Consider the following 21,855-nt stretch of genomic DNA (forward strand, 5'->3'; position numbering starts at 1 on the left):
TCACGCCTGGCCGTCCCCGGGCTGCACGAAACCAATGCGATCCAGCGCGTCTCTCAACGGCCCGCGGTCGGACCATGTAGCTGCGGGCAATGCCAGCAGGGCCAGCAACCGTGCCTTGACGATGGCATGGGCCTGCGCGAATGCAGCCGCCTTGTCCTCCGCGCTGCCATCAACGGCAGCCGGATCAGGCAGGCCCCAGTGCGCGCGCACGAAATCGCCGAACACCACCGGGCATGCCTCGGCGGCCGCGGCATCGCACACCGTGATCACCAGGTCCATCGGCGCGCCGTCGGCGAACTCGTCCCACGATTTGCTGCGCAGGCCTGCCGTTGCAATGCCCTCGGCCTGCAATTGCGCAAGTGCGAACGGATTGACCTCGCCGGTGGGCTGGCTGCCGGCGCTGAAGACCTCGAAGCGACGACCGGCCCACGCCCGCAGCGTGGCTTCGGCAAGGACGCTGCGGGCGGAATTGCCCGTGCACAGGAACAGGACGCGTTGGGTGGTCACGAAGCAGATCTCCGGTCAGCAGGCGCAATCAGGGGAGGTGGGGCTGCAGGCCGGATCGGGCGAGCCTGCGCAGCAGTTGTGGGTGAGGTAGTCGATCAGGCCGGTCATCGCGCTGAAGTTGGCGCGGTAGCAGACATTGCGGCCCTGGCTCTCGCTCTCGACCAGCCCGGCCTGCAGCAGCTCCTTCAGGTGGAAGCTGAGCGTGGCCGGCGGTACCTGCAGGGCGGCGGCGATGTCACCGGCCATGCGTCCGGACGGGCCGGCTTCGACCAGCAGCCGGAACGCGGCCAGGCGGGTGGCATGGCCGAGGGCGGTAAGGGCGGTGATTGCATTCTTCGTTTCCATATTTCTAGAATAGTCGAATGAATGAATCCATCGCAAGCGCCACCCTTCCGAATCTGGTCGAAGCCTCGCTTCCCCAGCCCGACCCGACCCTGCTGGGCGCCGGCCGCGCACACCCGCTGCGGATCCTGCTGCTGTATGGCTCGCTGCGCCCGCAGTCGTTCAGCCGCAAGCTGGCGCTGGAGGCCGAGCGCCTGCTGCACCACCTCGGCTGCGAGACCCGGGTGTTCGATCCGCATGCGTTGCCCATGCTCGACAGCGTCGGCGCCGATCACCCTGAAGTGCAGCGCCTGCGCACGTGGTCGCACTGGTCCGAAGGCCAGGTCTGGATCAGCCCGGAGCGCCACGGCACGGTCACCGGCGTGTTCAAGAACCAGATCGACTGGCTGCCGCTGGAAGACGGCAGCGTGCGCCCGACGCAGGGCAGGGCGCTGGCGGTGATGCAGGTCAGTGGCGGCTCGCAGTCGTTCAACACGGTCAACACGCTGCGCGTGCTGGGGCGGTGGATGCGCATGCTGACCATCCCCAACCAGTCTTCGGTGGCCAAGGCATGGCAGGAGTTCGACGAGAACGGGCGGATGAAACCCTCGGCGTACTACGACCGGGTGGTGGATGTGATGGAGGAACTGGTCAAGTTCACCCTGCTCACGCGGGATCGTGCGGACTACCTGGTTGATCGCTACAGCGAGCGCAAGGGTGATCAGGAGGCGGCCGCATTGGCGCGTGCGGCAGGGGCGGTGGTCGCACGCTGACGTCACGCGGCGGCCGCAGGGACGCGCGCATGCGCGGGCGCATCACCTCAATCCACTACCATGGGCCACCCCACCAGGATGTGCCCCGATGTCCCTCGTCATCCCGACCCTGCCCAGGCCTCCCGCCGCACGCATCGCCGCCTGGCTGATGATGCTGCTGGGCATGTGGCTGGCACTGAAACTTGGCCTGGTGGTGACCCTGCTGTCGGGCCTGCTGGTGTTCCAGCTGACCCATGTGCTGGCCTCCACCGTGGAAGGCAAGCTGCGTCCCGGCCGGGCGCGGGCGATCGCGGTGATCGTGCTGTCGGCGGTGATCATCAGCGTGCTGGTGCTGGCCGGTATCGGCGTGGCCTCGTTCTTCCGCAACGAGACCGGTGGCCCGGACGTGCTGCTGGCGCGGTTGATGGACATCCTCAACACCTCGCGCCACCAGGTGCCGGCCCTGCTGCAGCCCTACATTCCCGAGGATCTGACGGCGCTGCGCGCCGCCGTGAACGAATGGGCCGCCGAGCACCAGCGCCAGCTGGGCGTGGCTGGCACATCGGTGGTGCAGGTGGGCGTGCGGGTGCTGATCGGCATGGTGCTGGGCGCGATGATCGCGCTGTACGACGAACTGCCGCTGCCGAAGATGGGCCCGCTGGCGCAGGAACTGATCGGCCGCACCAGCCGCCTGGCCACCGCGTTCCGCCAGGTGGTGTTCGCACAGGTGAAGATCTCGCTGCTCAACACCGTGTTCACCGCCATCTTCCTGCTGGGCGTGCTGCCGCTGTTCGGCGTGCACCTGCCGTTGTCGAAGACGCTGGTGCTGATCACCTTCCTGGCGGGCCTGCTGCCGGTGGTGGGCAACATCATCTCCAACACCATCATCGCCATCGTCGCGCTGTCGGTGTCGTTCTACGTGGCCGTGGCTGCGCTGCTGTACCTGGTGGTGATCCACAAACTGGAGTACTTCCTCAACGCCCGCATCGTCGGCGGCGAGATCCAGGCGCGCGCCTGGGAGCTGCTGCTGGCCATGCTGGTGATGGAGGCGGCCTTCGGCCTGCCCGGGCTGGTAGCCGCGCCGGTGTTCTACGCCTACGTGAAGCGCGAACTGGTGGACCAGCGCTGGATCTGACCCGCCTTCACCCGGGCAGAGCGCTACACTGATCCGCACGCCAGGGGACACATCGATGGGCCGCAGGGCATCGCCAAACGGACTGCAGACCTGGCTCTGGATCCTTGGTGGCCTGTTCGTGCTGTGCACGCTGCCGCTGATGGCCATCGCGCTGGTGCAGGGCACGCAGCGTTACACCGAAGCCGAGGCCAACCTGGTCAGCCTGCAGCAACTGCAGCAGACCTTCGAACTGGCCAATCTGGTGTCGGCCGAGCGTGGACCGGCCAACAGCCTGCTCGGCGCCGACAGCACCGATGTGCAGGAGCAGCGCCGACTGGCCGCGCAGCTGGCGGTCGCACGGCAGCGGGTGGACGCAGCGACGCAGCACCTGCAGAGCGTGTTCCAGAACGACCCGCGGGTGGTGGACGAAACACCGCGCCTGCACGAAGCGCGGCGCCGGTTGCAGACTGCGCGCGCCGCGGTCGACCGGGTGGCCGCGCTGCCAAGAGGCGAGCGCTCGGCAGAGGAGGTGGAGCACGCGATCAACAACATGTTCGCGGTGTACGACCGGCTGCAGGCGCTGACCTCGGTGCAGATCAGCGATCTGGTCGCGGCTGATCGCGAAGCCGCGATTCCTGCCATGCAGGGGCAGATCCTGATCGACCTGCGCGAGCACGGTGGCCGCTTGGCATCCAACGTGATGGCGCCGCTGGCCGTGCCCGGCGCGTGGCGCGAGTCGCAGGTACGCGCCGCGCAGCAGACCGAGGGCCGCCTGTTGGAGCTGTGGCGATTGGCGGCCAGCCACGAATCGGTGTTCCGCAGCGAGCCGGCGCTGTCCCTGCACTGGGACATGGCGCGCCGGCAGTTCTTCGGCCAGTCGCTGCCGATGGTGGAACAGCTGATCGACGATGGCCGGCGCGGCGTACCGCCACCCTGGACGGCGGCCGAGTTCACCGCGCGCTACGTGCCCACCCTGCAATCGCTGGAAGCGCTGCGTGATGGCTACCTCGGCGTTTCGATCGCGCGCTTCCAGCACACCCGCAACAAGGAAGCGGTACGCCTGGCCGTGCTGGGTGCCACCGTGCTGGGTACGCTGCTGCTGCTTGCGCTGGCACTGCGCATCGCCCACGTGCAGATCCTGCGGCCGTTGCTGCAGGCGCAGGCGCAGGTGATCCAGATCGCCTCGGACACGCCGGGTGCAGAGCAGCATGCCACCCACCCGATGGCGGAAATGCAGCGCCTGTTCGATGCCATCGAGGTACTGCGGGCGAAGTCGCACCAGCGCTCGGCATTGACCCGTGAGCTGCGCGAGCTGGCCGATACCGATCAGCTGACCGGGCTGTTGAACCGGCGCTCGCTGGAGGAACGGGTACGACAGCGGCGTGCCGAGGGAAGCACGCAGGCGGTGGTGATTCTGCTGGACGTGGACCATTTCAAGGCGATCAACGATGGCCAGGGGCATGCGGCCGGCGATGACGTGCTGGTGCAGGTGGCGCAGTTGCTGCGCAGCCATCTGCGCCGCAACGACAGCATCGCCCGTTACGGCGGCGAGGAATTCCTTGTGCTGCTGGCCGATGGTGATCTGGCCAGTGGCCGGCGGTTGGCCGAGTCGCTGCGGGTGGCATTGCGTGCGCACGACATCGTGCTGGGCAGCCGTGACATCCTGCGGGTCACGGCCAGCTTCGGTGTTGCCCAGGGCGCGCTTGATCCGATCGGCTGGCACGCGCTGGTGCGTGCCGCCGACGCCGCCATGTACGAGGCCAAGGCGCTGGGCCGCGACCGGGTGCAGGTGTCCCCTGCTGGACGTGCGGCACGCTGAGGGCAGCCTCGTTCATCGCCAGCGCACGCGCTGCTGCCTAGACTGGCCACTCGCCCGTCCCAGGAGTACGCCATGACCCTGCGTTCCGTTGTGACTGCCACGCTGCTGGCGGGCCTGTTCGCTGGCTGCGCCAGCAGCACACCGCGGCCCGATCCGGGCGCCGATGCGCCACGTCATCCGTCGATCGCCGCTGATGCCAGCCCGGTGCCTGCCTTCACCGGCGGCGGCGCCGGCTGGTCCATCGAGATCGCCTCCACCGGCAAGGGCAACCACGATGCCACGCTTACCGTTGCTGGTCGCAGCAGCGCTGGAACGCTGCGCTACCTCGGCCAGCCGGCCGGTGCGCCCAGTTCGTTGACGGTACTCCACGGTGAGCTGGGCAAGCAGCCCACCATCGTCGAGATCAAGCGTGAGCCCTGCCGCAACGCCGAAGGCGTGGATACATCGGCCAGCGTGCAGGTGACTGTCGAGAGCCAACCACAACGCCGCGGCTGCGGCTTCCTGGCCGTGTACTGACTGGCACACGCATGATCCACATCCCAGTGCTGGAGACACCGCGCCTGCGCCTGCGCGCGCAATGCCTGGATGACTTCCCGGTGTATGCCGCGTTCCTGGCCTCGCCCCGTGCGCGCGGCATGGGCGGGCCGTTCGCTGAGGTCGCCGCGTGGGGGCAGTTCTGCCACGACCTGGCCAGCTGGCATCTGTTCGGCCACGGCGCGTTGATGATCGAGCGCCGCGACACGGGCGAGTGCATCGGCCAGGTCGGCATCAACCATGGCCCGCTGTTTCCGGAACAGGAACTGGGCTGGTTGCTGTATGCCGGGCAGGAAGGGCAGGGTTTCGCCAGCGAGGCGGCGGCGGCGCTGCGTGATTGGGCGTTCGTGGTGCGCGGATTGCCGACGCTGGTGAGCTACATGGCAGCGGACAACCACGCCTCGCAGGCAGTGGCGGTCCGCCTCGGCGGCGTGTTGGATGAGCAGGCGGTGCGCAGCGATCCGGATGACCTGGTGTTCCGCTATCCGCGCTGATGCTCGCCCGCTGGAGCAACCAGGCTCCTGTTGTTATGGCCAGATTTGGTTCACCAGCCGAAAGGGTACGTCGCCAAGGCGCGCTCCCGGCCGGGAGTGAACCCATAGCGCTCGTGCAACCGTCGCTCCCACCGTCGAACAGTGGCTGATATGCCGTTCCGGCTTTCGGCTATCCGTGAAGCGCGCAGTTGGCGAGCTAGATCACTATAGAAGCGATCAGTAAAGTCTCCGGCTTCTTGGGGGGATACGAACATAAGCTGCAGTGGATCCCTGTCATAGAATGGGATGGGCTCGCGATCCCGTGTGCTCCATGCGATGGCGCGGAGCGGGTGCAGATCGATCACTTCACGCAGCGCTTTGTCGAAGGTCAGGATCGCTGGGAAAAAGAAGTCCGCGCCTGGAGTGTGCGTCAATGTGTAACGCTGTTCCATCTGCCTGAGATGAAATAGATCCCATGACATGTTCCGGATTGACTTGATGTCCATTTCCTTGAGTTTCCTGAAGAACTCCGGCAGCTCACGGCTGTTGAAGAGCCAGTGCGCCAACTGCATCTCTCTTCCCGCCATCGAAGAAAGTTCCTGGTCGCAGAATGCGGCAAACGAAAGCAGCTTCTCGTGTGGATCGAGGCTGGTGTCGAAGTGGGCGTCAACAATCGCCAGGAGGCATGAGTGGAAGTATTGATATTGCATCGCTAGGGATTTGATACCGCCCGCTGGCGTTGTCATTGATTTCATTGATTCCATCAGCTTGGCGGCACGCTGATCGACTTCGGCATCTGGATGAGTCGATCTGATATCGCCATTTTCCAGGGCGGATGAATCGATCGTCTTCAGGACTTCATAAGCCCTGAGTTTCTCCAGGATCTTGGCGTCGATCTTCGGTGAAATGCCGATCTGGTCGACATTTTCCAGCAGATAGGGGAGTGGATCGACGCTGACGTCAGGTCTTGCAATGAGTTCGAACACCTCCTTTAGATCGGGGTTGCTGATCGCAGGGTCGCGTCCGCGGGTGCAGGGATGAAGGTAGCTGACCGCCTGCGTATCCAGTGCAATGGAGTAGTCGAAGTGGAACTGTGCTTGTCCCTCGAGCATTTCCCGCGTGATCCGCTGGTCCAGTACGAGTACCGGCATTCCCGCAAACAAGGTATGCACACCTGCACCATGGGCGAAGGTGCGGTCGAATGCATGCGACGGCTGAGTTCCTAGCGCGCCGCGGATGACGAATTTGTAGTCCTGCAGCAGCGACGCGCACTGCTGGAACAATTCGAAGGCCTCCCGCGGCGAGGCGGCGTGACCAACCAGTGCAACTGCATATTCGGAATCCATGTTGATCCTTGAGCTGTTAGAGGATGGTCTGCGTCTTCGTTGTCAGGGTCATGTCGACCTTGGACCGTAGAACTTGATGCCCGGCTGGGACACTGCCGAACTCCGAGGTGTGAAGAATCCAGCAGAGGCCGTCTACTTCCTGCTCACCGCCTAGGGCAGACGCTGGACACCCATCTGTTGAAGGAACTGCCCATGACCACGCTCACCCTTCCCGAACTGGCCAAGAAAATGGCCGGCATCGATTTCACCATGCTGCAGACCCATGCCGGTGGCCAGATTGCTGGCCGCCCGATGAGCAACAACGGCGATGTGGACTACGACGGCGACAGCTGGTTCTTCACCATGGAAAACACCGACATGGTGCGCGAGATCAGCGCCGACCCGAACGTGGCGCTGGGCCTGACCGGCAGCAAGTCGCTGCTGGGCAAGCCACCGCTGTTCGTGCACGTGCAGGGCAGGGCAGCGCTGATCCGCGATCGCGCCACGATGGCTCAGCATTGGGTGAAGGACCTGGAGCGGTGGTTCGAGCAGGGCGTGGATACGCCGGGTCTGGTGCTGATCCACGTACACGCCAGCCGCATCCATTACTGGGATGGCGAGGACGAAGGCGAGATCGTGGTCTGATCGCGGGGGCCGCACAGGGCCCCTGCACATTGCTGCCGCAGCTCAGGAATGTACAGGCGTGCCGGACCACGCGGCCAGTTCCGGTGCCAGCGCATGTTCAACGGCGCGGCGCAGCAGTGCCGGGGCCACGTAATGGCGATGGGCGCTGTCGATCATGGCCATGTAGAAGCGGCCAAACGCATTGAGCGTCTGCACGCGCGAGCCCAGGCTGATCTGGACCTGGCCGTCCTCGCAGAACTGCACGCGCACGCTGCTGCGGAAGCGGAGATGGCGGTCGTCTGCGCCGAGCAGCACTTCGGCACACCGGTCTTCCGCATCTACTCGGGCATCCAGCACCGGGAAACGTCCGCCGAACACGCGGCTGCGGTCGGTGGACAGCAGCGACGACACCGGGCAGCCCAGCGGCGAGGTGCGCAGACGCAGTGGTGCAACCAGACGATTGCGCAGGGCCATCAAGCGGCCGACGCCCGCCGGCGGGTTGCGCAGGAACCCGTCCAGTATGTCCGCCAGCAGGGCGGAGGCCGATCGATGGCGGGTCTGCCCGCCGTGCAGGGTCAGCGTGGTCGTGTCGTTGTAGTGACCGTGCGGCAGGGCGCTGGCGAGCATTCCCGCTGAAGGCGACGACGCGCTGCTGCAGACCGGGTACGCCGGCGTCGCCCGCTCCACGAATCCGCGCAGTGGCTCCAGGCTGAAGCGACGCAGCGGCCCCAGCAACGCGCGCGTCTGCACGCACAGGCGTGCGCGCAGGCTGGGCGCTGCCGCCTGCAGTGACAGTTGCAGCAACGGCGTGGCGGCAAGTGTGGTTGCGCTGGGCCAGTGCGCTGCTGGCAGCACGTCGGTCAGGCTGGGAATGTCCGCGGCGTTTGCCTGTGCCAGTGCGCGCGCCTGCGCGCTCATCGCCCCGGCCAGCTCATTGCTGTGGCACGAGAGCGCGAACAGGGCAGGGTGGGCCGGACTGTTCGAGGCGAACTGGTGCCAGGTGCCACCACCAAAGCGCACGGTGAACAGGCAATCGGGCGGGATGCGGATACGACGCAGCGACCGCAGGAAGTGCGAGGGATCGTCCGCCAGCTGCTGATCGGATGCGCTGGCAAACCGCAGCTCGGCACCGGCACTGCCGGCGATGGCGGTGAACATGCGCGGCCCGGCATGGCGGTGGAAGGGATGTCCGCCGGCACCCACCACGAAGCTGTACAGCGATGACGGATCGCCGTGCTGCAGGTGCATGCCACCCAGCCGTGCCGAGGGCTCGTCCAGCGCATCGATGAAGGCCGGGTGGTGACGTTGGCGCTGGCTGGCATCGCTTACCAGCGCATCGCCGGCACCAATGCCGAGCTGCGCAATCAGGGTGACTTCCACCGGGCCACCACCGTCGTGTGCCGGAAGCTGGATACTCGGGAACGAACGGCTGGTGCGGGTCGAACCGGGCATCGCAGTGCTCCTCAGCGGGCGGGTGTCTTGCGGCGTGCGCGCGCTTCGCGCTTCAGCGGGCCGCCGACCGGACAGACTTCGGCAGCCCAGGAAAACAGTGTGTTGGCCAGGCGGTCGGGCACCTGCCGGAAGTACACGAACTGGCCGCGCTTCTCGCGTTCGATCAGGCCGGCGTCTTCCAGGATGCGCAGGTGGCTGGAGAGTGCCGGCTTGCTGAAATCGAAGCGCTCGGCCAGCTCGCCGGCGCTGAGCTCGCCGGCGCTGAGGTAGGCCAGGATCTGCCGGCGTGCGGTGGAGGCCAGGGCTTCGAAGATGCGGTCCATGGTTGCAGTTAACTAATTCGTTAACTGATGTTCGCCCTGGTGGCAGGTGATGTCAAGCGCGGGCGTGCCCGTTGCGTACTGCCTCCCGGCTTTGTCATCCTCCCCGCTGTTTTCCGTTCCGTGGAGTTCCGATGCGCCCTGCGCCCTGGCTGATCGCTGGCCTGCTGCTGCCGATCGTGGTGATGGCCCAGCCTGCGCGTGCGCCGAAGGCACCGGCGCAGGATCCCTTCAGCGAACTGTTCGACACTGCCTGCATGCAGCACATCGGCGCGCCGGCGCGGCTGCAGTCGCTGATGGATGCCAATGGCCTGACGCCGCTGCAGCCGGCCGAGGCCGCTACGCTGCTGCAGGGCCAGCCGGGCATGGCATGGATGGTGCCGTTGGCCAGTGGCCGCTACGCGGTCAGCTGGGCCGATGATGGCACCTGCACCGTGTATGCCGAGAAGGCCGACCCGGCGGTAGTGCAGAAGGGCTTCGCGCGGCTGATGCAGGCCGCACCGAAGCCGCTGCAGATCCGCTCGCTGCCATCGCGCGGTCCATTGTCCGGCGACCAGGTGGCGATCCAGTACGGTTGGGCAACGCCGGGCGAAAGCAAGCTGCGCGTGCGCTTCCGGCTGGTCACCCGGCAGGCCGCCGAGGCCGGGGTGCAGGCGATGGCCTCGGCCACGCCGGGCGAAGCGATGCGCGAACAGGCCGCGCCGCCTGCACCGGCACCCGCCCGGTAGCGCTGCCGGAGTACACGCGATTCAGCCAACAGCCCGGGGATGTGATATATCGTTTATCGATAAATCCACCCCGGGGCGGCAGGGCCGCTCCACATCGGAGGCTGCTTGACCGCTCGTCCCGCCCGCGTCCTTCCTGCGCGCGGCTTGTTCACCCTGGCCCAGACCGCCGTGCAGGCGGTGCGCGCGATGTGCTGGCTGGGCATCCTGGCCGCGCTGCTGGCGGTGCCGCTGGTGGCCTACGACCGCAACTGGCTGCTGGACAGCGTGCACGACGCGCAGGCCGCGGCCGTGCACGGTTCGCATCTGTTCCTGCATTTCTGCGTGGGCCTGGCCGCCATCGTCGCGCTGCTGGTGCTGTGCCTGGTGTTCCTGCGCCACCTGGCGCGGCTGCTGCGTTCTGCGGCCAACGAACGCCCCTTCACCCATGCCAATGCTGTACGCCTGCAACGCATGGCCTGGCTGATGCTGGCGATGGAGGTGCTGTCCATCGTGATCGGTCTGTATGCCAGCTGGATGGGGCCGGACTTTGCGTGGATGGAAGTTGGCGGTGGCATGTCGATCACCGGCCTGGTGGCCGTGCTGATGCTGTTCGTGCTGGCGCGGGTGTTCACCGTTGGCGCAGCGATGCGCGACGATCTGGACGGTGTGATTTGATGGGCATGATCTGATGGCGATCGTCATCACCCTCGACCGCATGCTGCAGCAGCGCGGCATGACCTTGTCCGAGCTGGCCGGGCGCATCGACATCACCCTGGCCAACCTGTCGATCCTGAAGACCGGCAAGGCACGCGCGATCCGCTTTTCCACCCTCGATGCGATCTGCCGCGAACTGCAATGCAGCCCCGGTGACCTGCTCGGCCATGACCCTGCGCAGGCGCAGGATGCGGATTGAGCCTGGCCGCGCCGCACGCCTGCACCGCACCACTTTTCCCTTACTGACGAAACGGACCTGAAATGGAATGGTTGGCTGACCCCTCGATATGGATGGGCCTTGCAACCCTGGTCGTGCTGGAGATCGTTCTCGGCATCGACAACCTGGTGTTCATCGCGATCCTGGCCGACAAGCTGCCGCCGCACCAGCGCGACCGCGCGCGGGTGATCGGCCTGGCATTGGCGCTGCTGATGCGGCTGGTGCTGCTGGCTGCGTTGGCCTGGATCATGAAACTGACCGAACCACTGGTCACGCTGCTGGAGCACAGCTTCTCCGGCCGCGATCTGATCCTGCTCGGCGGCGGCCTGTTCCTGCTGTTCAAGGGCACCATGGAGCTGCACGAGCGGCTTGAAGGCCGCGAGCATCACGAGGACGGCAAGAAGGTCTATGCCAGCTTTGCGATGGTGGTGGCGCAGATCGTGGTGCTTGATGCGGTGTTCTCGCTGGATTCGGTGATCACCGCGGTCGGCATGGTCGACAACCTCGGCGTGATGTATGCGGCGGTGACCATCGCGATGGCGCTGATGCTGCTGGCCAGCAAGCCGCTGACCCGCTTCGTCAACAAGCACCCGACCGTGGTGGTGCTGTGCCTGGGCTTCCTGCTGATGATCGGTTTCAGCCTGGTGGCCGAGGGCCTGGGCTACAGGATTCCGAAGGGGTACCTGTACGCGGCCATCGCGTTCTCGATCCTGGTGGAAGCGTTCAACCAGTGGATACGTTTCAACCGCGAGCGCAACGAGCAGCGCCAGCCGTTCCGCCAGCGTACTGCCGATGCCGTGCTGCGGCTGCTGGGTGCGCGCCAGGCCAATGGCCACGATGAAGATGAAGCCGATGAGCGCGGCAGCACCGAAGAACGCCTGCAGCCCGCCGAGCACGAGATGATCCGCAGTGTGCTGGCCCTGGCCGACCGTCCGGTATCGAGCGTGATGACGGTGCGTGCCGACGTGCAGTGGATCGACATGGCGCGTGGTCACGACGATGTGGTCGCACGCCTGGTGGCGTCGCCGCATACGCGGATGCTGGTGGGCGAGGGCGACCTGGACAGCCTGCGTGGCGTGGTGCAGAGCCGTGACCTGCTGGCCGACCTGCTGCAGGGCAAGCCACTGCAACTGGAAGGCAACCTGCGCGAGCCGCAGTACGTGCTGTCCAGCGCCAGTGCGTTGCAGGCGCTGGAGCTGATCCGCCAGCACCCGGTGCCGTTGGCAGTGGCGGTGGACGAGTACGGCAGCGTGGAAGGCCTGGTGACGGCCAACGACCTGCTGGCGGCGATCGCCGGTGATCTGGCCGATACCCAGGACGAGCGCTATGGCGTGGTTGCACAGGGCGAGGACTGCTGGGACGCCGACGGCGCGCTGACCCTGGACGACCTGCAGCGGCTGGCCGGCGTGTCGCTGCCGCGCAGCGCGGACTACATGACCATTTCCGGGCTGGTGCTGGAGCAATTGGGACGCCTGCCCGACATCGGCGACACGCTGGAGGTGGCCGGGATCCGCATCACCGTGCTGGCGATGGAGAAGCGGCGCATCACGCGGTTGCGGGTGGAACGCCTGCCAGAAGCGTGACGATGTCGGGGCTGGGCCCATGCCCGGCTCTATCCATTGCCATCTTCTGCCGTCACCATGGCGGGCCTGTTCGCCGTTCTGGATTGTCGTAGTGCTGAGTACGATTGGTTTTCTGATGGGCCTGTATGTGGCCTGGCGCCTGTTCTGGCCGCTGCGCCTGCCTGTCTGGTCGAAGGTGGTGCTGTCGGTGCTGCTGGTGGGCATTGCCGTGCAGCTGCGCATCGTCGCCAGCTTCTGGGGCACGATGGCCTCCCCGGAAATTCCGAAGATGGCCATTGCCACGCTGGCCACCGGTTCCACCGCCGTGCTGCTGCTGGCCCTGGCGTTGCTGGTGCTGGACGCCGGCCTGTTGGCCGCGCGCCTGCTGCGCGCACCGCGCGTCCTTTCCGTACTGCGCAGCAAGGCGCTGCGCCCGTCTGCCGCGGTGCTGGCGCTGCTGCTCAGTGCCTTCGGTGTCAGCCAGGGCATGGCCGTACCCAAGCCACGGCAGATCGAGGTGGCCATCAGCGGACTGCCGCAGGCCTTCGATGGCTACCGTGTGCTGCAGCTCACCGACATCCACGCCAGCCGCCTGCTGACCGGCGACTGGGTGCGCCAGGTCGTGGCTGCAAGCAACGCACTGCAACCGGATCTGGTGGTGATCACCGGCGACCTGATCGACGGCAGCGTGCAGGCGCGCCGCAACGATTACACCCCACTGGCGGACCTGCGTGCGCCCGACGGGGTGATCGCCATTACCGGCAACCACGAGTACTACGCGCAGTACAGCGAATGGATGCAGGCGTTCCGCGCGCTGCACATGCAGGTGCTGGAAAACAGCCACACCCAGGTGCGCCGTGGTGAGGCAGCACTGACCATCGCCGGCGTCACCGACCCGGTCGCCGCACGCTATGGCCTGCCGCTGCCCGACCTAGAGGCCGCCCTGGCCGGTGCCGACCCCAGCGCACCGGTGATCCTGCTCGACCATCGGCCACGCAATGCACGCGAGGCCGCTGCACGCGGGGTGAAGCTGCAGCTGTCCGGGCACACCCATGGCGGACAGATCATCGGCATGGACCAGCTGGTGAAGCGCGCCAACGGCGGCTTCGTCTCCGGTCGCTACGCGGTGGATGGCATGACGCTGTACGTGAGCAACGGTGCCGGCCTGTGGGCCGGGTTCCCGGCCCGCATCGGCGTACCGTCGGAGATTACGATGATCACCCTGCGCCGGGCGCCGTGATGCGGTGGGGTGTGGGATGGGGGATCGTGCAACGGCTCAGAGGATGAAGCCTCCATCGATGGTCAGGCTGCTGCCTGTCATGTAGCCCGCTTCCGGCCCCGCTACCCAACTGGCCAATGACGCGATCTCGGCAGGCTGGGCAATGCGGCCCAGGGGTACCCGCGCAGCAAGCTTTTCATCCAGCCCGGCGGTGATGTCGGTCGCAGTCGGGCCGGGTTGCAGGTTGTTGATGGTGATGCCGCTGGGGGCCAGCTCCAGCGCCAGCTCGCGCACCAGAGCGGCCACCGCCGCCTTGCTCATCGCATACAGGCTGCTGCCGGGCGAACCACTGCGCACGGCAGTGTTGCTGCCGATGGTGATGATGCGGCCACCGCCGGACAGATGCGGCAGGGCCGCCTGGATGGCCAGCACCACGCCACGTATGTTCACCGCCAGCAGCTGGTCCAGCGTAGGCAGATCCACGCTGTCGATCGGTGTATGCCGGTACAGGCCGGCATTGACCACCAGCACATCCAACCCACCGAAGGCCTGCGCAGCGGCGGCCACGGCCCGGCGCAACGCATCGGCATCGCTGCTGTCAGCCTGGAAGGCGAGCGCGCGGCCACCGTGCGCGCGGATGGCATCAAGCGGTGCCTGCGCCCCATCGGGGCGCGAGACGTGGGTGATGGCGACGTCATGGCCATCAACGGCCAAGCGTTGCGCAATGGCCGCACCGATGCCGCGTGAGCCGCCGATGACCAGTGCACGGCGGCGAGAGGAAGAGACTGTCATGTTCAAACTCCGGTTGGGGATGATCAGGCCGCTGGCAGGGAAGGACGGGCGTGGGCGCTGCGGCGCAGCGACTGAGCACGTTTGCCGATCCAGCGGACCACGAAGGCGGTGAACAGCAGTGCCGAAGGCACCGCATACCAGAAGTTCGTGGGTACACGTTTGAAGTACGAATAGGTGAACACCGCCGCGATGACCCACATGCCGGTGACGTGCAGTCGCCGCCAGGCGGTTGGACCCATGCGCCGGGCGATGCTCCGGTGCGAGGTGATGGCCAGCGCCAGGATGGCCACGTAACCCATCGTTCCGGGAAGATTGGCAAGGGCGGAGCGCGCTGGCCAGAACGCCGGATTGAGGATGCCGAACGCGGTGATGGCGAAGGCATGCAGCAGATGCGAGAACGCAAACGACAGGCCGATGATGCGGCGTTCGCGCATCAGGAAGCGGGTGGTCGGCCCGGGCAGCAGGGTGGCAAATGACGATGCCGTAAACGCGGCCAGGAACAGCAGGAACGACGTGCGGGCAGTGACCCGGATCGCTGCGCGGCTGCCCTCGGCCAGATCCGGCTGCAGAGCGAAGGCTGCCAGCGCAAAGGCGATCAGGACTGCGGCGATGGCCATGAACAGGCGCCAGCCATGCAGCAAGGAAGTGTTGGAAACAGCCATGGTCAGACCTCGAATCAGATAGGGGTAGTGCCGGCCGCTGGCCGGCAATCTCAGAACCCGGTCAGCGCGACCAGCACGCCGGCCGCGCACAGTTCGCCCAGCAAGGGCGCGGCCACCACGCGCAGTGCATCGGTGGCCACGCCATGCGCCTCAGCCAGCGCCTGCCGGGCGTCGTCCACGCGCGCACCCTCGTTGCCAAATGACGACAACAGCGCATATGCAAGCGGTGCCAGTTCCTCGACCTGCAGGCGGTCGTCCGCCAGGCGACGCAGCAGCAGAAGCGTCGGCTCGCTTGCGGGCGCATCGTCCAGTCCGGCGTCCTCATGCACCGGCCACTGGTAGCCCAGTACCCGCACCAGCGGCGACAGCGCCAGCACGTCGCTGCCCGCAGGCATGGAGTGCAACGAATGCCCGGCATCACGCGCTTCGATGTGCAGTGCCTGCTGCGTGCTCTCGTAGTGCGCCAGTTCCGCCGCCCAGCCGGGCAGCACGAACGTGTCCTGCGCCGCCAGCCAGGCAGCGAACTCGCTGGCGATCTGCGGGAACAGCGGGGTGTGGCAGTCGTGGTACGCGTAGTAGTGCTCGACCAGGCCATGCCAGCGCGCTTCGCCCAGTTGTTGATGCAGGCGCGGCAGGCTGCCGGCCAGCAGGTTGTCCAGGCTGTCGATGCACAGGCGGCGGTAGATCGCCAGCCGCCATGCCGCGATGCCATCGGGTGCGGGCATCGAGGGATCGCGCACATGGTCGGCCCAGCGCCGCTGCAACGTGGCCAGGGACTCAGCCATGGGCCACCTCCGGCAACTCGGCGTCGGCCTGGGCCCTGCGGATCTGTTGCACTTCAGCCAGCAGTTCGGCCAGCGGCGGGAAATTGAAGTCGCGCTCCAGCAGGGTGGGGCGCACGCCGACGTGCGCATAGGCCTGGCGTAGCAGGGCCCAGACCACACCCTTCACCGGCGCGCCGTGGGTGTCGATCTTGAAGCCGTCGTCCTCGTCGAAGTGGCCAGCCACATGCAGGGAGGCCACGCGGTGGGCCGGCACGCGGCGCAGGAAATCGAAGGCGTCGTAGCCATTGTTGCAGGCGTTGACGAAGACATTGTTGACGTCCAGCAGCAGGTCGCAGTCGGCTTCGGCAAGCACGGCAGTGATGAACTCGATCTCGCTCATGTCGGCAGCGGGCACTGCGTAGTAGGAGATGTTCTCCACCGCGATACGACGCCCCAGGCTGTCCTGCACCTGGGCGATGCGACCGGCAACGTGGCGTACGGCCTCGGCGGTGAACGGCAGCGGCAGCAGGTCATAGAGGTGGCCCCCGGCGGCGCAGTAACTCAGGTGTTCGCTGTACAGCTGTACCTGGTGCAGGTCGAGAAAAGCGCGGGTCTGTTGCAGCAGCGTGCGGTCCAGTGGGTCCGGGCCGCCCAGCGACAGCGAAAGACCGTGGCAGGTCAGGCGGTGGCGCTCGCTCAGCTGGCGCAGCGCGGCACCGTGTGCACCGCCGACGCCGATCCAGTTGTCCGGCGAGCATTCGAGGAAGTCGATGGCATCGGCCGGCATCGCCAGAAGCTCATCGATCAGGCCTCGGCGCAGGCCGAGGCCCGCACTGGCGGTAGGCAAAGGCAGGGACATGGTGGTTACTCCGGGATGAGGTGCCGCCACAAGGGCGGCACCGGGTGCGGGCAATCAGTCGGCAACGCGCGAGAACAGGCCCTTCGGCATGGGCTTGCCATTGGCGGTGTAGACGCTGCGCAGGTAGTCGTGCGCTTCCTGCTCGCTGATGTAACCGTCGTGGTCGGTGTCGATGCGGTCGAATTCGGCGGCACGTTTGGCGGCCACGGCATTGAACTCGGCACGCGACACCTTTCCGTCGTGGTCACGGTCGGTCCGGGCAAACGAGGCGTCGCCGCACTTGCCTTCGCCGCACTGGCCCTCGGCTACCTTGGCCTTGCCGGCGGGCTTGCTGGTGGTGGCCTTGTTGGCGCCGCACTTGCCTTCACCGCACTTGCCTTCGGCGGCGGCGCTCATGGCCACGGCACTGATCGCCAGCGGCTGGATCGCGGCAGCCTGGCCGGCCAGCAGCAGGCCGCCGGCCAGGGCGAGGCCGATGGCGCCGATGCGCGGCAGACGGGAAGCAGAGGTGTTATTGGTCGAGACGGACATGGTGATGACTCCTTGGGATGTGCACGCAGGGCGTGCGGGATGGACGCCGCTGGAAGGCGACGGAATGCGATGCGAGGAAGGGTGGGAGAGGGCGGAAGCGGATCAGGCGCTGCGGCGACGGCGCAGTACATGGGCCAGCAACAACGCGGCGCCGAGCAGGGCACCGCCGAAGCCGACGCCGGGCAGTAGTGCGGCGACCGGCAGCAGCAGCGCGATCAGGCTGCTGCCCCAGCCGAGGCCGTCATCGTCTGCGGCGGCGTGTTGCGGGCTGGCAAGCAGACGGTCCAGGCTGAGTGATCCAGCACCGTTGAGGATCAGCGGCAGCAGCATGGCCAGGAACAGCAGCGGCAGCTTGAAGTTGCCGTAGCCCTGGTCGGTGATCGCATAGCCCCGCCAGAGTTCATCCAGGCCGTTCCACTGGTCGGGCCAGTGCACGGCGGCGATGGCCACGATGGTGAGCACCCAGAAGATGTACGCCACCGAGCGCGTGGCCAGGCCCAGCAGCAGCATCACCGCGCCCACCAGTTCCAGCCAGGTGGCCAGGTGCCAGTTGAGCGAGGCGGGCAGGGTGGAGAAGGGGAACGGGAACCGGCCTTCCAGATCGGCGAACCAGTTCTGGCCGCCCAGCTTCTCGCGGCCGGATTCAAAGAATTCCCAGGCGAGCAGGGCGCGCAGGGCCAGCGGCGAAAGCCAGCGGCCGACGGCATCCAGGCGTGGGGTGTAGAGGGAGGAGGCGGTGCTGATCATGGGTGTGTCCTGCGGGCCGGTGGTCGATGGAGGCCATTTCGGGCCACGCAGGTATCGGCAACGTGTGCCGATGCCCGGGGTTTTGTCAGCGACTGTGGCTGCGGCAGGGAATTCGTACAGTTGGATACAAAGACGCCGCATCGGGGGCGCATCGGCGCGTTGCGCGCCCGCGTGCGGGGAGCGATATGCACCCGATGGCGCCGGGGCATGCCCAGCGGCCGAATGTATCCCACTGTAGGAACCCGCCGCCGGCCTACAGTCCGGTACAACTCGGCATCACAGCGAAACAGCAGCGATACACCGGCACGCGGAAATGGCCACTCCCAACACCGGAGTGCCACCCATGATCCGCACCACCCTGCTCGCCGCTGCCCTGGCCCTGGCCGGCGCCGCCACCCCCGCCTTCGCCGTGCAGGCCGATGCCGGCGCGCCGCCCACCATCATCCTGGTGCATGGCGCCTTCGCCGATGGCTCGAGCTGGAACAAGGTCATCGGCACCCTGCATGCCTGGAAGCTGCCGGCGGTGGCGGTACAGAATCCGCTCACCTCGCTGGCCGACGACGTTGCCGCTACCCGTCGCGCGATCGCTGCCGCGCCCGGCAAGGTGGTGCTGGTCGGCCACAGCTGGGGCGGCACGGTCATCACCGAAGCGGGCGACGATCCCAAGGTGCAGGCGCTGGTCTACGTGGCCGCGTTCGCACCGGATGTCGGCCAGTCCTCCGCGCAGCAGGGCGAAGGCTTCCCGGTCGGCCCCGGGCTGACCCGCCTGCAGGAGAAAGACGGTTACCTGACCCTGCCGGCCGATGCCATCGCCCAGGATTTCGCACCCGACGTGATGAAGAAGGCCGCCGCCCTGCTGTACAGCACGCAGGTGCCGTTGAAGGCCAGTGCGCTGGGTGAGGCCGTGACCACGGCGGCATGGCGCAGCAAGCCGAGCTGGTACGTGGTCAGCCGCGATGACCGCATGCTCTCGCCGCAGCTGCAGGTCGCCACCGCGCAGCGCATTGGCGCGCAGCTGCAGTCGATCGGCAGCAGCCATGTCTCGCTGCTCTCGCACCCTGCGCAGGTGGCCGACAGCATCCTGGAAGCTGCCGGAGTGAAGCCGGCCGAGCTGCCGCTGGCCGAGCAGGGGGGCTGAGCAATGGCCACGCTTCGTGCCTATACCGTGTCGCTGCTGCTGTCCCTGCTCGGCGCCGCTGCGCTGCTGCTTGCGTGGCCAAGCCCCGAAGCCGGCGCACAGACTGCCGAGGCCGCACCCGCTGCGGGATTCAGCGGCGGTGGGCCATGGCACAACAGCCCGCCGCTGACCCTGCAGCAGCTGCGCGGGCAGGTGGTGCTGGTCGAATTCTGGACCTACACCTGCAGCAACTGCCTCAACGTGGCGCCGTACGTTCACCAGTGGCATCGCCGATACGCGGAACAGGGCCTGCACGTGATCGGCGTGCACACCCCCGAATTCGCGTATGAAGGGCTGCCGGGGAACGTGCGCCGTGCGATCCACCGGCTGGATATCACCTGGCCGGTGGTGCAGGACAACCAGTACCGGATCTGGAACGCGTGGGGTAACCGTTTCTGGCCCGCGCTGTACCTGATCGACCGGCAGGGGCGGGTGGTCTACCGGCACTACGGTGAAGGCGACTATGCGCGTACCGAAAGCGAGATCCAGCGCCTGCTGGCCAGCCCTTGAGCCGCGCTACCATGGCCGCGCCGCGCGGTTTCGCCCCTGCCTCGATAGAGAATACGATGAACCACGTACCGCACATCCTTGTCGTCGACGATGACAGCGACATCCGCCAGATGCTGGCCGACTACCTGCAGCGCAACGGCCTGCGCGTCAGCCAGGCCGATGGTGGCCGCGCGATGCGCGCGCTGATGGACACCCATGCAGTGGACCTGGTGGTGCTGGATGTGATGATGCCCGGCGAGGATGGCTTGAGCCTGTGCCGCAACCTGCGGGCCGGCAAGCACCGCGCCGTGCCGGTGGTGCTGCTGACCGCCCGCGATGATGAGACCGACCGCATCATCGGCCTGGAAATGGGCGCCGATGATTACGTGACCAAACCGTTCTCCTCGCGCGAACTGCTGGCACGCATCAACGCGGTGATCCGCCGCACGCAGATGCTGCCGCCGAACCTGCAGGTGAGCGAAGCCGGCCGCCAGCTGGCCTTCGGCGAATGGCGCCTGGATACCACCGCCCGCCACCTGCTGGACGCGCAGGACACCGCCTATCCGCTCAGCGGCGCCGAGTTCCGGCTGCTGCGCGTGTTCCTTGACCACGCCAACCGTGTGCTCAGCCGCGACCAGCTGCTCAGCCTCACCCAGGGCCGCGATGCGGAACTGTTCGACCGCTCGATCGACCTGCTGGTCAGCCGCGTGCGCCAGCGCCTGGGCGACGATGCGCGTGAGCCGACCTACATCAAGACCGTGCGCAGCGAAGGCTATGTGTTCAGCGTGCCGGTGCAGTTGCTGGGGCCGGAGGAATGAACGCCGCGGCGCGCCGCCTGCCGTGGCCGCGCACGCTGTCGGCGCGGCTGCTGCTGTTGCTGCTGGGTGGGCTGACTCTGGCCCATGCGCTGTCGTTCGGCCTGCTGTTCTACGAGCGCTACCAGTCCACCCGCAGCATGATGCTGCGCAACCTCGACGAGGACGTGGCAGTAAGCGTGGCCTTGCTGGAGCGCTTGCCCGCCAGCGAGCGCGAAGCGTGGGTGCCGCGTCTGGAACGGCGAACCTACCGCTATCTGCTGCGCCCGGCCGCGGCCGGCCCTGCGCCGGAGACTGATCGTGCGCGGCAGGTCACCAGCATCATCGATGACAGTCTGCGGCATCGATATCCGCTGCAGGCGCGGCAGGTCTCGCGTATGCCCGAGCGCTTCGAAGTGGAGCTGCGCCTGCACGACGGCACGCCGCTGACCATCGAGGTCACACCGTCCGGCCTGCCACTGGCACGCTGGTTACCGCTGGTGCTGATGGCGCAGCTGGCGCTGCTGCTGCTGTGCGCATGGTTGGCGATGCGGCTGGCGATGCGGCCGTTGGCACAGCTGTCGCACGCGATGGAGCACCTGCAGCCCGGCCAGGACGGGCCGGCGCTGCCTGAAGACGGTCCCGCGGAGGTAGGCACCGCAGCAACGGCACTCAACGCACTGCAGGCCCGCATCCGGGGTCATGTCAGTGAACGCCTGCAGATCCTTGCGGCGATCTCGCACGATCTGCAGACGCCGATCACGCGGATGAAGCTGCGGGTGGAAACGCTGCCTGAAGACGCCACCCAGCAACGGCTGCTGGCCGACCTGGACCATCTGGGACAGCTGGTACGCGAAGGCGTGGCGTACGCGCGCAGCAGCCATGTGGCCAGTGGTGAGCCGGTGGCAATGGATCTGGCGGCATTCCTGTCCAGCGTGGTCGGCGATTACCAGGACGTGGGCAAGCCAGTCAGTGGTGGCGCCCCGAGCGGCCTGATCGTGCAGACGTGGCCGCAACCACTGCGGCGGGTGGTCGGCAATCTGGTCGACAACGCTTTGCGCTATGCCGGGAGCGCGGAGATTGATGCCGGTCGCGACGAGGCGGGCAGGGTGTGGATTCGGATTTCCGATCGTGGCCCCGGTATTCCCGAAGACCAGCTGCAGGCGGTATTGGCGCCCTTCCATCGGCTGGAAAGCTCACGCAACCGGGATACCGGCGGTACCGGGCTCGGTCTGGCCATCGCCGTGCAGCTGGCGCAATCGCTCGGTGGTTCTCTACGGCTGCACAATCGCGAGGGCGGCGGTTTGCAGGCGCTGTTGCAGTTGCCGGCCTGAAGTCTGGCGGGGCAGGCCATCCACGCATGGCGTGGATCTACTGCAT

Annotated in this window: 26 protein-coding genes; 15 read left to right on the top strand and 11 right to left on the bottom strand. The window is 67.0% G+C overall.

Going from position 1 to position 21,855, the window contains the following annotated elements; all coding sequences use genetic code 11:
* Both LC407_RS01765 and LC407_RS01770 read right to left on the bottom strand, forming a co-directional pair.
* Positions 1 to 507, bottom strand: coding sequence for an arsenate reductase ArsC (locus LC407_RS01765; RefSeq protein WP_223482085.1), 507 nt, complete (start codon positions 505 to 507; stop codon positions 1 to 3).
* 15 nt (positions 508 to 522) lie between these two features.
* The gene (locus LC407_RS01770) at positions 523 to 852 is read right to left on the bottom strand and encodes a metalloregulator ArsR/SmtB family transcription factor (RefSeq protein WP_223482086.1); all 330 of its coding nucleotides are present in this window, start codon (positions 850 to 852) and stop codon (positions 523 to 525) included.
* 17 nt (positions 853 to 869) lie between these two features.
* Between LC407_RS01770 and arsH the strand changes: the two genes are divergently transcribed.
* The 5 genes from arsH (at position 870) to LC407_RS01795 (ending at position 5,541) form a co-directional block, all read left to right on the top strand.
* Positions 870 to 1,601: an arsenical resistance protein ArsH gene (gene arsH / locus LC407_RS01775; protein WP_223482087.1), complete on the top strand. Its 732-nt coding sequence runs from the start codon at positions 870 to 872 to the stop codon at positions 1,599 to 1,601.
* 88 nt (positions 1,602 to 1,689) lie between these two features.
* On the top strand, positions 1,690 to 2,715 hold the full coding sequence (locus LC407_RS01780; protein WP_032975895.1) for an AI-2E family transporter: 1,026 nt from the start codon (positions 1,690 to 1,692) through the stop codon (positions 2,713 to 2,715).
* Positions 2,716 to 2,770: 55 nt separating this feature from the next.
* Positions 2,771 to 4,513 (top strand): GGDEF domain-containing protein, encoded by a 1,743-nt coding sequence (locus LC407_RS01785; protein WP_223482088.1) that lies wholly within the window; start codon positions 2,771 to 2,773, stop codon positions 4,511 to 4,513.
* A 72-nt stretch (positions 4,514 to 4,585) separates the two neighbouring features.
* A complete protein-coding gene (locus tag LC407_RS01790) occupies positions 4,586 to 5,029 on the top strand; it encodes a hypothetical protein (RefSeq protein WP_154879621.1) in 444 nt (147 codons plus the stop codon).
* An 11-nt stretch (positions 5,030 to 5,040) separates the two neighbouring features.
* Complete coding sequence (locus tag LC407_RS01795; protein ID WP_025873926.1) at positions 5,041 to 5,541, top strand: GNAT family N-acetyltransferase; 501 nt, start codon at positions 5,041 to 5,043, stop codon at positions 5,539 to 5,541.
* Between the two features lie 50 nt (positions 5,542 to 5,591).
* On the opposite strand, the gene LC407_RS01800 is transcribed toward LC407_RS01795, so the two are convergent.
* A complete protein-coding gene (locus tag LC407_RS01800) occupies positions 5,592 to 6,866 on the bottom strand; it encodes a hypothetical protein (protein ID WP_100435945.1) in 1,275 nt (424 codons plus the stop codon).
* A gap of 192 nt (positions 6,867 to 7,058) precedes the next feature.
* Here LC407_RS01800 and LC407_RS01805 point away from each other — a divergent pair, with 192 nt between their 5' ends.
* On the top strand, positions 7,059 to 7,490 hold the full coding sequence (locus tag LC407_RS01805) for a pyridoxamine 5'-phosphate oxidase family protein (protein WP_025873924.1): 432 nt from the start codon (positions 7,059 to 7,061) through the stop codon (positions 7,488 to 7,490).
* Positions 7,491 to 7,532: 42 nt separating this feature from the next.
* Here the strand turns inward: LC407_RS01805 and LC407_RS01810 are convergent, their stop codons facing one another.
* Entirely contained in the window at positions 7,533 to 8,921 is a 1,389-nt protein-coding gene (locus tag LC407_RS01810) for a DUF2867 domain-containing protein (protein WP_223482089.1), read from the bottom strand.
* An 11-nt stretch (positions 8,922 to 8,932) separates the two neighbouring features.
* Positions 8,933 to 9,244 (bottom strand): metalloregulator ArsR/SmtB family transcription factor, encoded by a 312-nt coding sequence (locus tag LC407_RS01815; protein WP_025873922.1) that lies wholly within the window; start codon positions 9,242 to 9,244, stop codon positions 8,933 to 8,935.
* A gap of 131 nt (positions 9,245 to 9,375) precedes the next feature.
* On the opposite strand from LC407_RS01815, the gene LC407_RS01820 reads away from it, so the two are divergent.
* From LC407_RS01820 to LC407_RS01840, 5 genes are all read left to right on the top strand, one after another.
* Positions 9,376 to 9,969, top strand: a complete 594-nt coding sequence (locus tag LC407_RS01820) for a hypothetical protein (protein ID WP_032975907.1) — start codon at positions 9,376 to 9,378, stop codon at positions 9,967 to 9,969.
* A gap of 186 nt (positions 9,970 to 10,155) precedes the next feature.
* Positions 10,156 to 10,623 (top strand): DUF2975 domain-containing protein, encoded by a 468-nt coding sequence (locus LC407_RS01825; protein ID WP_093817873.1) that lies wholly within the window; start codon positions 10,156 to 10,158, stop codon positions 10,621 to 10,623.
* Between the two features lie 13 nt (positions 10,624 to 10,636).
* Entirely contained in the window at positions 10,637 to 10,861 is a 225-nt protein-coding gene (locus tag LC407_RS01830) for a helix-turn-helix transcriptional regulator (RefSeq protein WP_025873919.1), read from the top strand.
* Between the two features lie 62 nt (positions 10,862 to 10,923).
* Positions 10,924 to 12,462 (top strand): TerC family protein, encoded by a 1,539-nt coding sequence (locus LC407_RS01835; protein ID WP_223482090.1) that lies wholly within the window; start codon positions 10,924 to 10,926, stop codon positions 12,460 to 12,462.
* Positions 12,463 to 12,544: 82 nt separating this feature from the next.
* Entirely contained in the window at positions 12,545 to 13,681 is a 1,137-nt protein-coding gene (locus LC407_RS01840; RefSeq protein WP_223482665.1) for a metallophosphoesterase, read from the top strand.
* Positions 13,682 to 13,717: 36 nt separating this feature from the next.
* Here the strand turns inward: LC407_RS01840 and LC407_RS01845 are convergent, their stop codons facing one another.
* From LC407_RS01845 to LC407_RS01870, 6 genes are all read right to left on the bottom strand, one after another.
* A complete protein-coding gene (locus tag LC407_RS01845) occupies positions 13,718 to 14,452 on the bottom strand; it encodes an SDR family oxidoreductase (RefSeq protein ID WP_223482091.1) in 735 nt (244 codons plus the stop codon).
* Positions 14,453 to 14,475: 23 nt separating this feature from the next.
* Entirely contained in the window at positions 14,476 to 15,114 is a 639-nt protein-coding gene (locus tag LC407_RS01850) for a ferric reductase-like transmembrane domain-containing protein (RefSeq protein ID WP_140227573.1), read from the bottom strand.
* A gap of 50 nt (positions 15,115 to 15,164) precedes the next feature.
* Positions 15,165 to 15,899 carry a putative DNA-binding domain-containing protein gene (locus tag LC407_RS01855; RefSeq protein ID WP_223482092.1) on the bottom strand — a complete coding sequence of 245 codons (735 nt, stop codon included), beginning with the start codon at positions 15,897 to 15,899 and terminating at the stop codon, positions 15,165 to 15,167.
* On the bottom strand, positions 15,892 to 16,737 hold the full coding sequence (locus LC407_RS01860) for a DUF692 domain-containing protein (protein ID WP_033830593.1): 846 nt from the start codon (positions 16,735 to 16,737) through the stop codon (positions 15,892 to 15,894). Before LC407_RS01860 ends, LC407_RS01855 begins: the two co-directional genes overlap by 8 nt.
* A gap of 54 nt (positions 16,738 to 16,791) precedes the next feature.
* Positions 16,792 to 17,268, bottom strand: a complete 477-nt coding sequence (locus LC407_RS01865) for an EF-hand domain-containing protein (RefSeq protein ID WP_223482093.1) — start codon at positions 17,266 to 17,268, stop codon at positions 16,792 to 16,794.
* Positions 17,269 to 17,370: 102 nt separating this feature from the next.
* Positions 17,371 to 18,015 (bottom strand): DoxX family protein, encoded by a 645-nt coding sequence (locus LC407_RS01870; protein WP_223482094.1) that lies wholly within the window; start codon positions 18,013 to 18,015, stop codon positions 17,371 to 17,373.
* 343 nt (positions 18,016 to 18,358) lie between these two features.
* On the opposite strand from LC407_RS01870, the gene LC407_RS01875 reads away from it, so the two are divergent.
* From LC407_RS01875 to LC407_RS01890, 4 genes are read left to right on the top strand one after another with little or no spacing between them, the layout of a single operon-like run.
* Positions 18,359 to 19,153: an alpha/beta hydrolase gene (locus LC407_RS01875; RefSeq protein ID WP_032975918.1), complete on the top strand. Its 795-nt coding sequence runs from the start codon at positions 18,359 to 18,361 to the stop codon at positions 19,151 to 19,153.
* Positions 19,154 to 19,156: 3 nt separating this feature from the next.
* Positions 19,157 to 19,702, top strand: coding sequence for a redoxin family protein (locus LC407_RS01880; protein WP_223482095.1), 546 nt, complete (start codon positions 19,157 to 19,159; stop codon positions 19,700 to 19,702).
* A 56-nt stretch (positions 19,703 to 19,758) separates the two neighbouring features.
* Complete coding sequence (locus LC407_RS01885; RefSeq protein WP_025873908.1) at positions 19,759 to 20,499, top strand: response regulator; 741 nt, start codon at positions 19,759 to 19,761, stop codon at positions 20,497 to 20,499.
* A complete protein-coding gene (locus tag LC407_RS01890) occupies positions 20,496 to 21,809 on the top strand; it encodes a HAMP domain-containing sensor histidine kinase (RefSeq protein ID WP_223482096.1) in 1,314 nt (437 codons plus the stop codon). Before LC407_RS01885 ends, LC407_RS01890 begins: the two co-directional genes overlap by 4 nt.
* Positions 21,810 to 21,855: the final 46 nt, after the last annotated feature.

This window comes from Stenotrophomonas sp. OVS01A (genome assembly GCF_019969775.1).
GTDB classification, from domain to species: domain Bacteria; phylum Pseudomonadota; class Gammaproteobacteria; order Xanthomonadales; family Xanthomonadaceae; genus Stenotrophomonas; species Stenotrophomonas indicatrix.

Coding starts and splice junctions, on each gene's coding strand:
- LC407_RS01770 (WP_223482086.1), bottom strand. CDS start 852: ATGGAAACGAAGAATGCAATCACCGCCCTTACCGCCCTCGGCCATGCC.
- LC407_RS01860 (WP_033830593.1), bottom strand. CDS start 16,737: ATGTCCCTGCCTTTGCCTACCGCCAGTGCGGGCCTCGGCCTGCGCCGA.
- LC407_RS01875 (WP_032975918.1), top strand. CDS start 18,359: ATGATCCGCACCACCCTGCTCGCCGCTGCCCTGGCCCTGGCCGGCGCC.
- LC407_RS01845 (WP_223482091.1), bottom strand. CDS start 14,452: ATGACAGTCTCTTCCTCTCGCCGCCGTGCACTGGTCATCGGCGGCTCA.
- LC407_RS01795 (WP_025873926.1), top strand. CDS start 5,041: ATGATCCACATCCCAGTGCTGGAGACACCGCGCCTGCGCCTGCGCGCG.
- LC407_RS01855 (WP_223482092.1), bottom strand. CDS start 15,899: ATGGCTGAGTCCCTGGCCACGTTGCAGCGGCGCTGGGCCGACCATGTG.
- LC407_RS01785 (WP_223482088.1), top strand. CDS start 2,771: ATGGGCCGCAGGGCATCGCCAAACGGACTGCAGACCTGGCTCTGGATC.
- LC407_RS01805 (WP_025873924.1), top strand. CDS start 7,059: ATGACCACGCTCACCCTTCCCGAACTGGCCAAGAAAATGGCCGGCATC.
- LC407_RS01865 (WP_223482093.1), bottom strand. CDS start 17,268: ATGTCCGTCTCGACCAATAACACCTCTGCTTCCCGTCTGCCGCGCATC.
- LC407_RS01870 (WP_223482094.1), bottom strand. CDS start 18,015: ATGATCAGCACCGCCTCCTCCCTCTACACCCCACGCCTGGATGCCGTC.
- LC407_RS01820 (WP_032975907.1), top strand. CDS start 9,376: ATGCGCCCTGCGCCCTGGCTGATCGCTGGCCTGCTGCTGCCGATCGTG.
- LC407_RS01780 (WP_032975895.1), top strand. CDS start 1,690: ATGTCCCTCGTCATCCCGACCCTGCCCAGGCCTCCCGCCGCACGCATC.
- LC407_RS01815 (WP_025873922.1), bottom strand. CDS start 9,244: ATGGACCGCATCTTCGAAGCCCTGGCCTCCACCGCACGCCGGCAGATC.
- LC407_RS01810 (WP_223482089.1), bottom strand. CDS start 8,921: ATGCCCGGTTCGACCCGCACCAGCCGTTCGTTCCCGAGTATCCAGCTT.
- arsH (WP_223482087.1), top strand. CDS start 870: ATGAATGAATCCATCGCAAGCGCCACCCTTCCGAATCTGGTCGAAGCC.
- LC407_RS01825 (WP_093817873.1), top strand. CDS start 10,156: ATGTGCTGGCTGGGCATCCTGGCCGCGCTGCTGGCGGTGCCGCTGGTG.
- LC407_RS01890 (WP_223482096.1), top strand. CDS start 20,496: ATGAACGCCGCGGCGCGCCGCCTGCCGTGGCCGCGCACGCTGTCGGCG.
- LC407_RS01790 (WP_154879621.1), top strand. CDS start 4,586: ATGACCCTGCGTTCCGTTGTGACTGCCACGCTGCTGGCGGGCCTGTTC.
- LC407_RS01835 (WP_223482090.1), top strand. CDS start 10,924: ATGGAATGGTTGGCTGACCCCTCGATATGGATGGGCCTTGCAACCCTG.
- LC407_RS01880 (WP_223482095.1), top strand. CDS start 19,157: ATGGCCACGCTTCGTGCCTATACCGTGTCGCTGCTGCTGTCCCTGCTC.
- LC407_RS01885 (WP_025873908.1), top strand. CDS start 19,759: ATGAACCACGTACCGCACATCCTTGTCGTCGACGATGACAGCGACATC.
- LC407_RS01830 (WP_025873919.1), top strand. CDS start 10,637: ATGGCGATCGTCATCACCCTCGACCGCATGCTGCAGCAGCGCGGCATG.
- LC407_RS01850 (WP_140227573.1), bottom strand. CDS start 15,114: ATGGCTGTTTCCAACACTTCCTTGCTGCATGGCTGGCGCCTGTTCATG.
- LC407_RS01800 (WP_100435945.1), bottom strand. CDS start 6,866: ATGGATTCCGAATATGCAGTTGCACTGGTTGGTCACGCCGCCTCGCCG.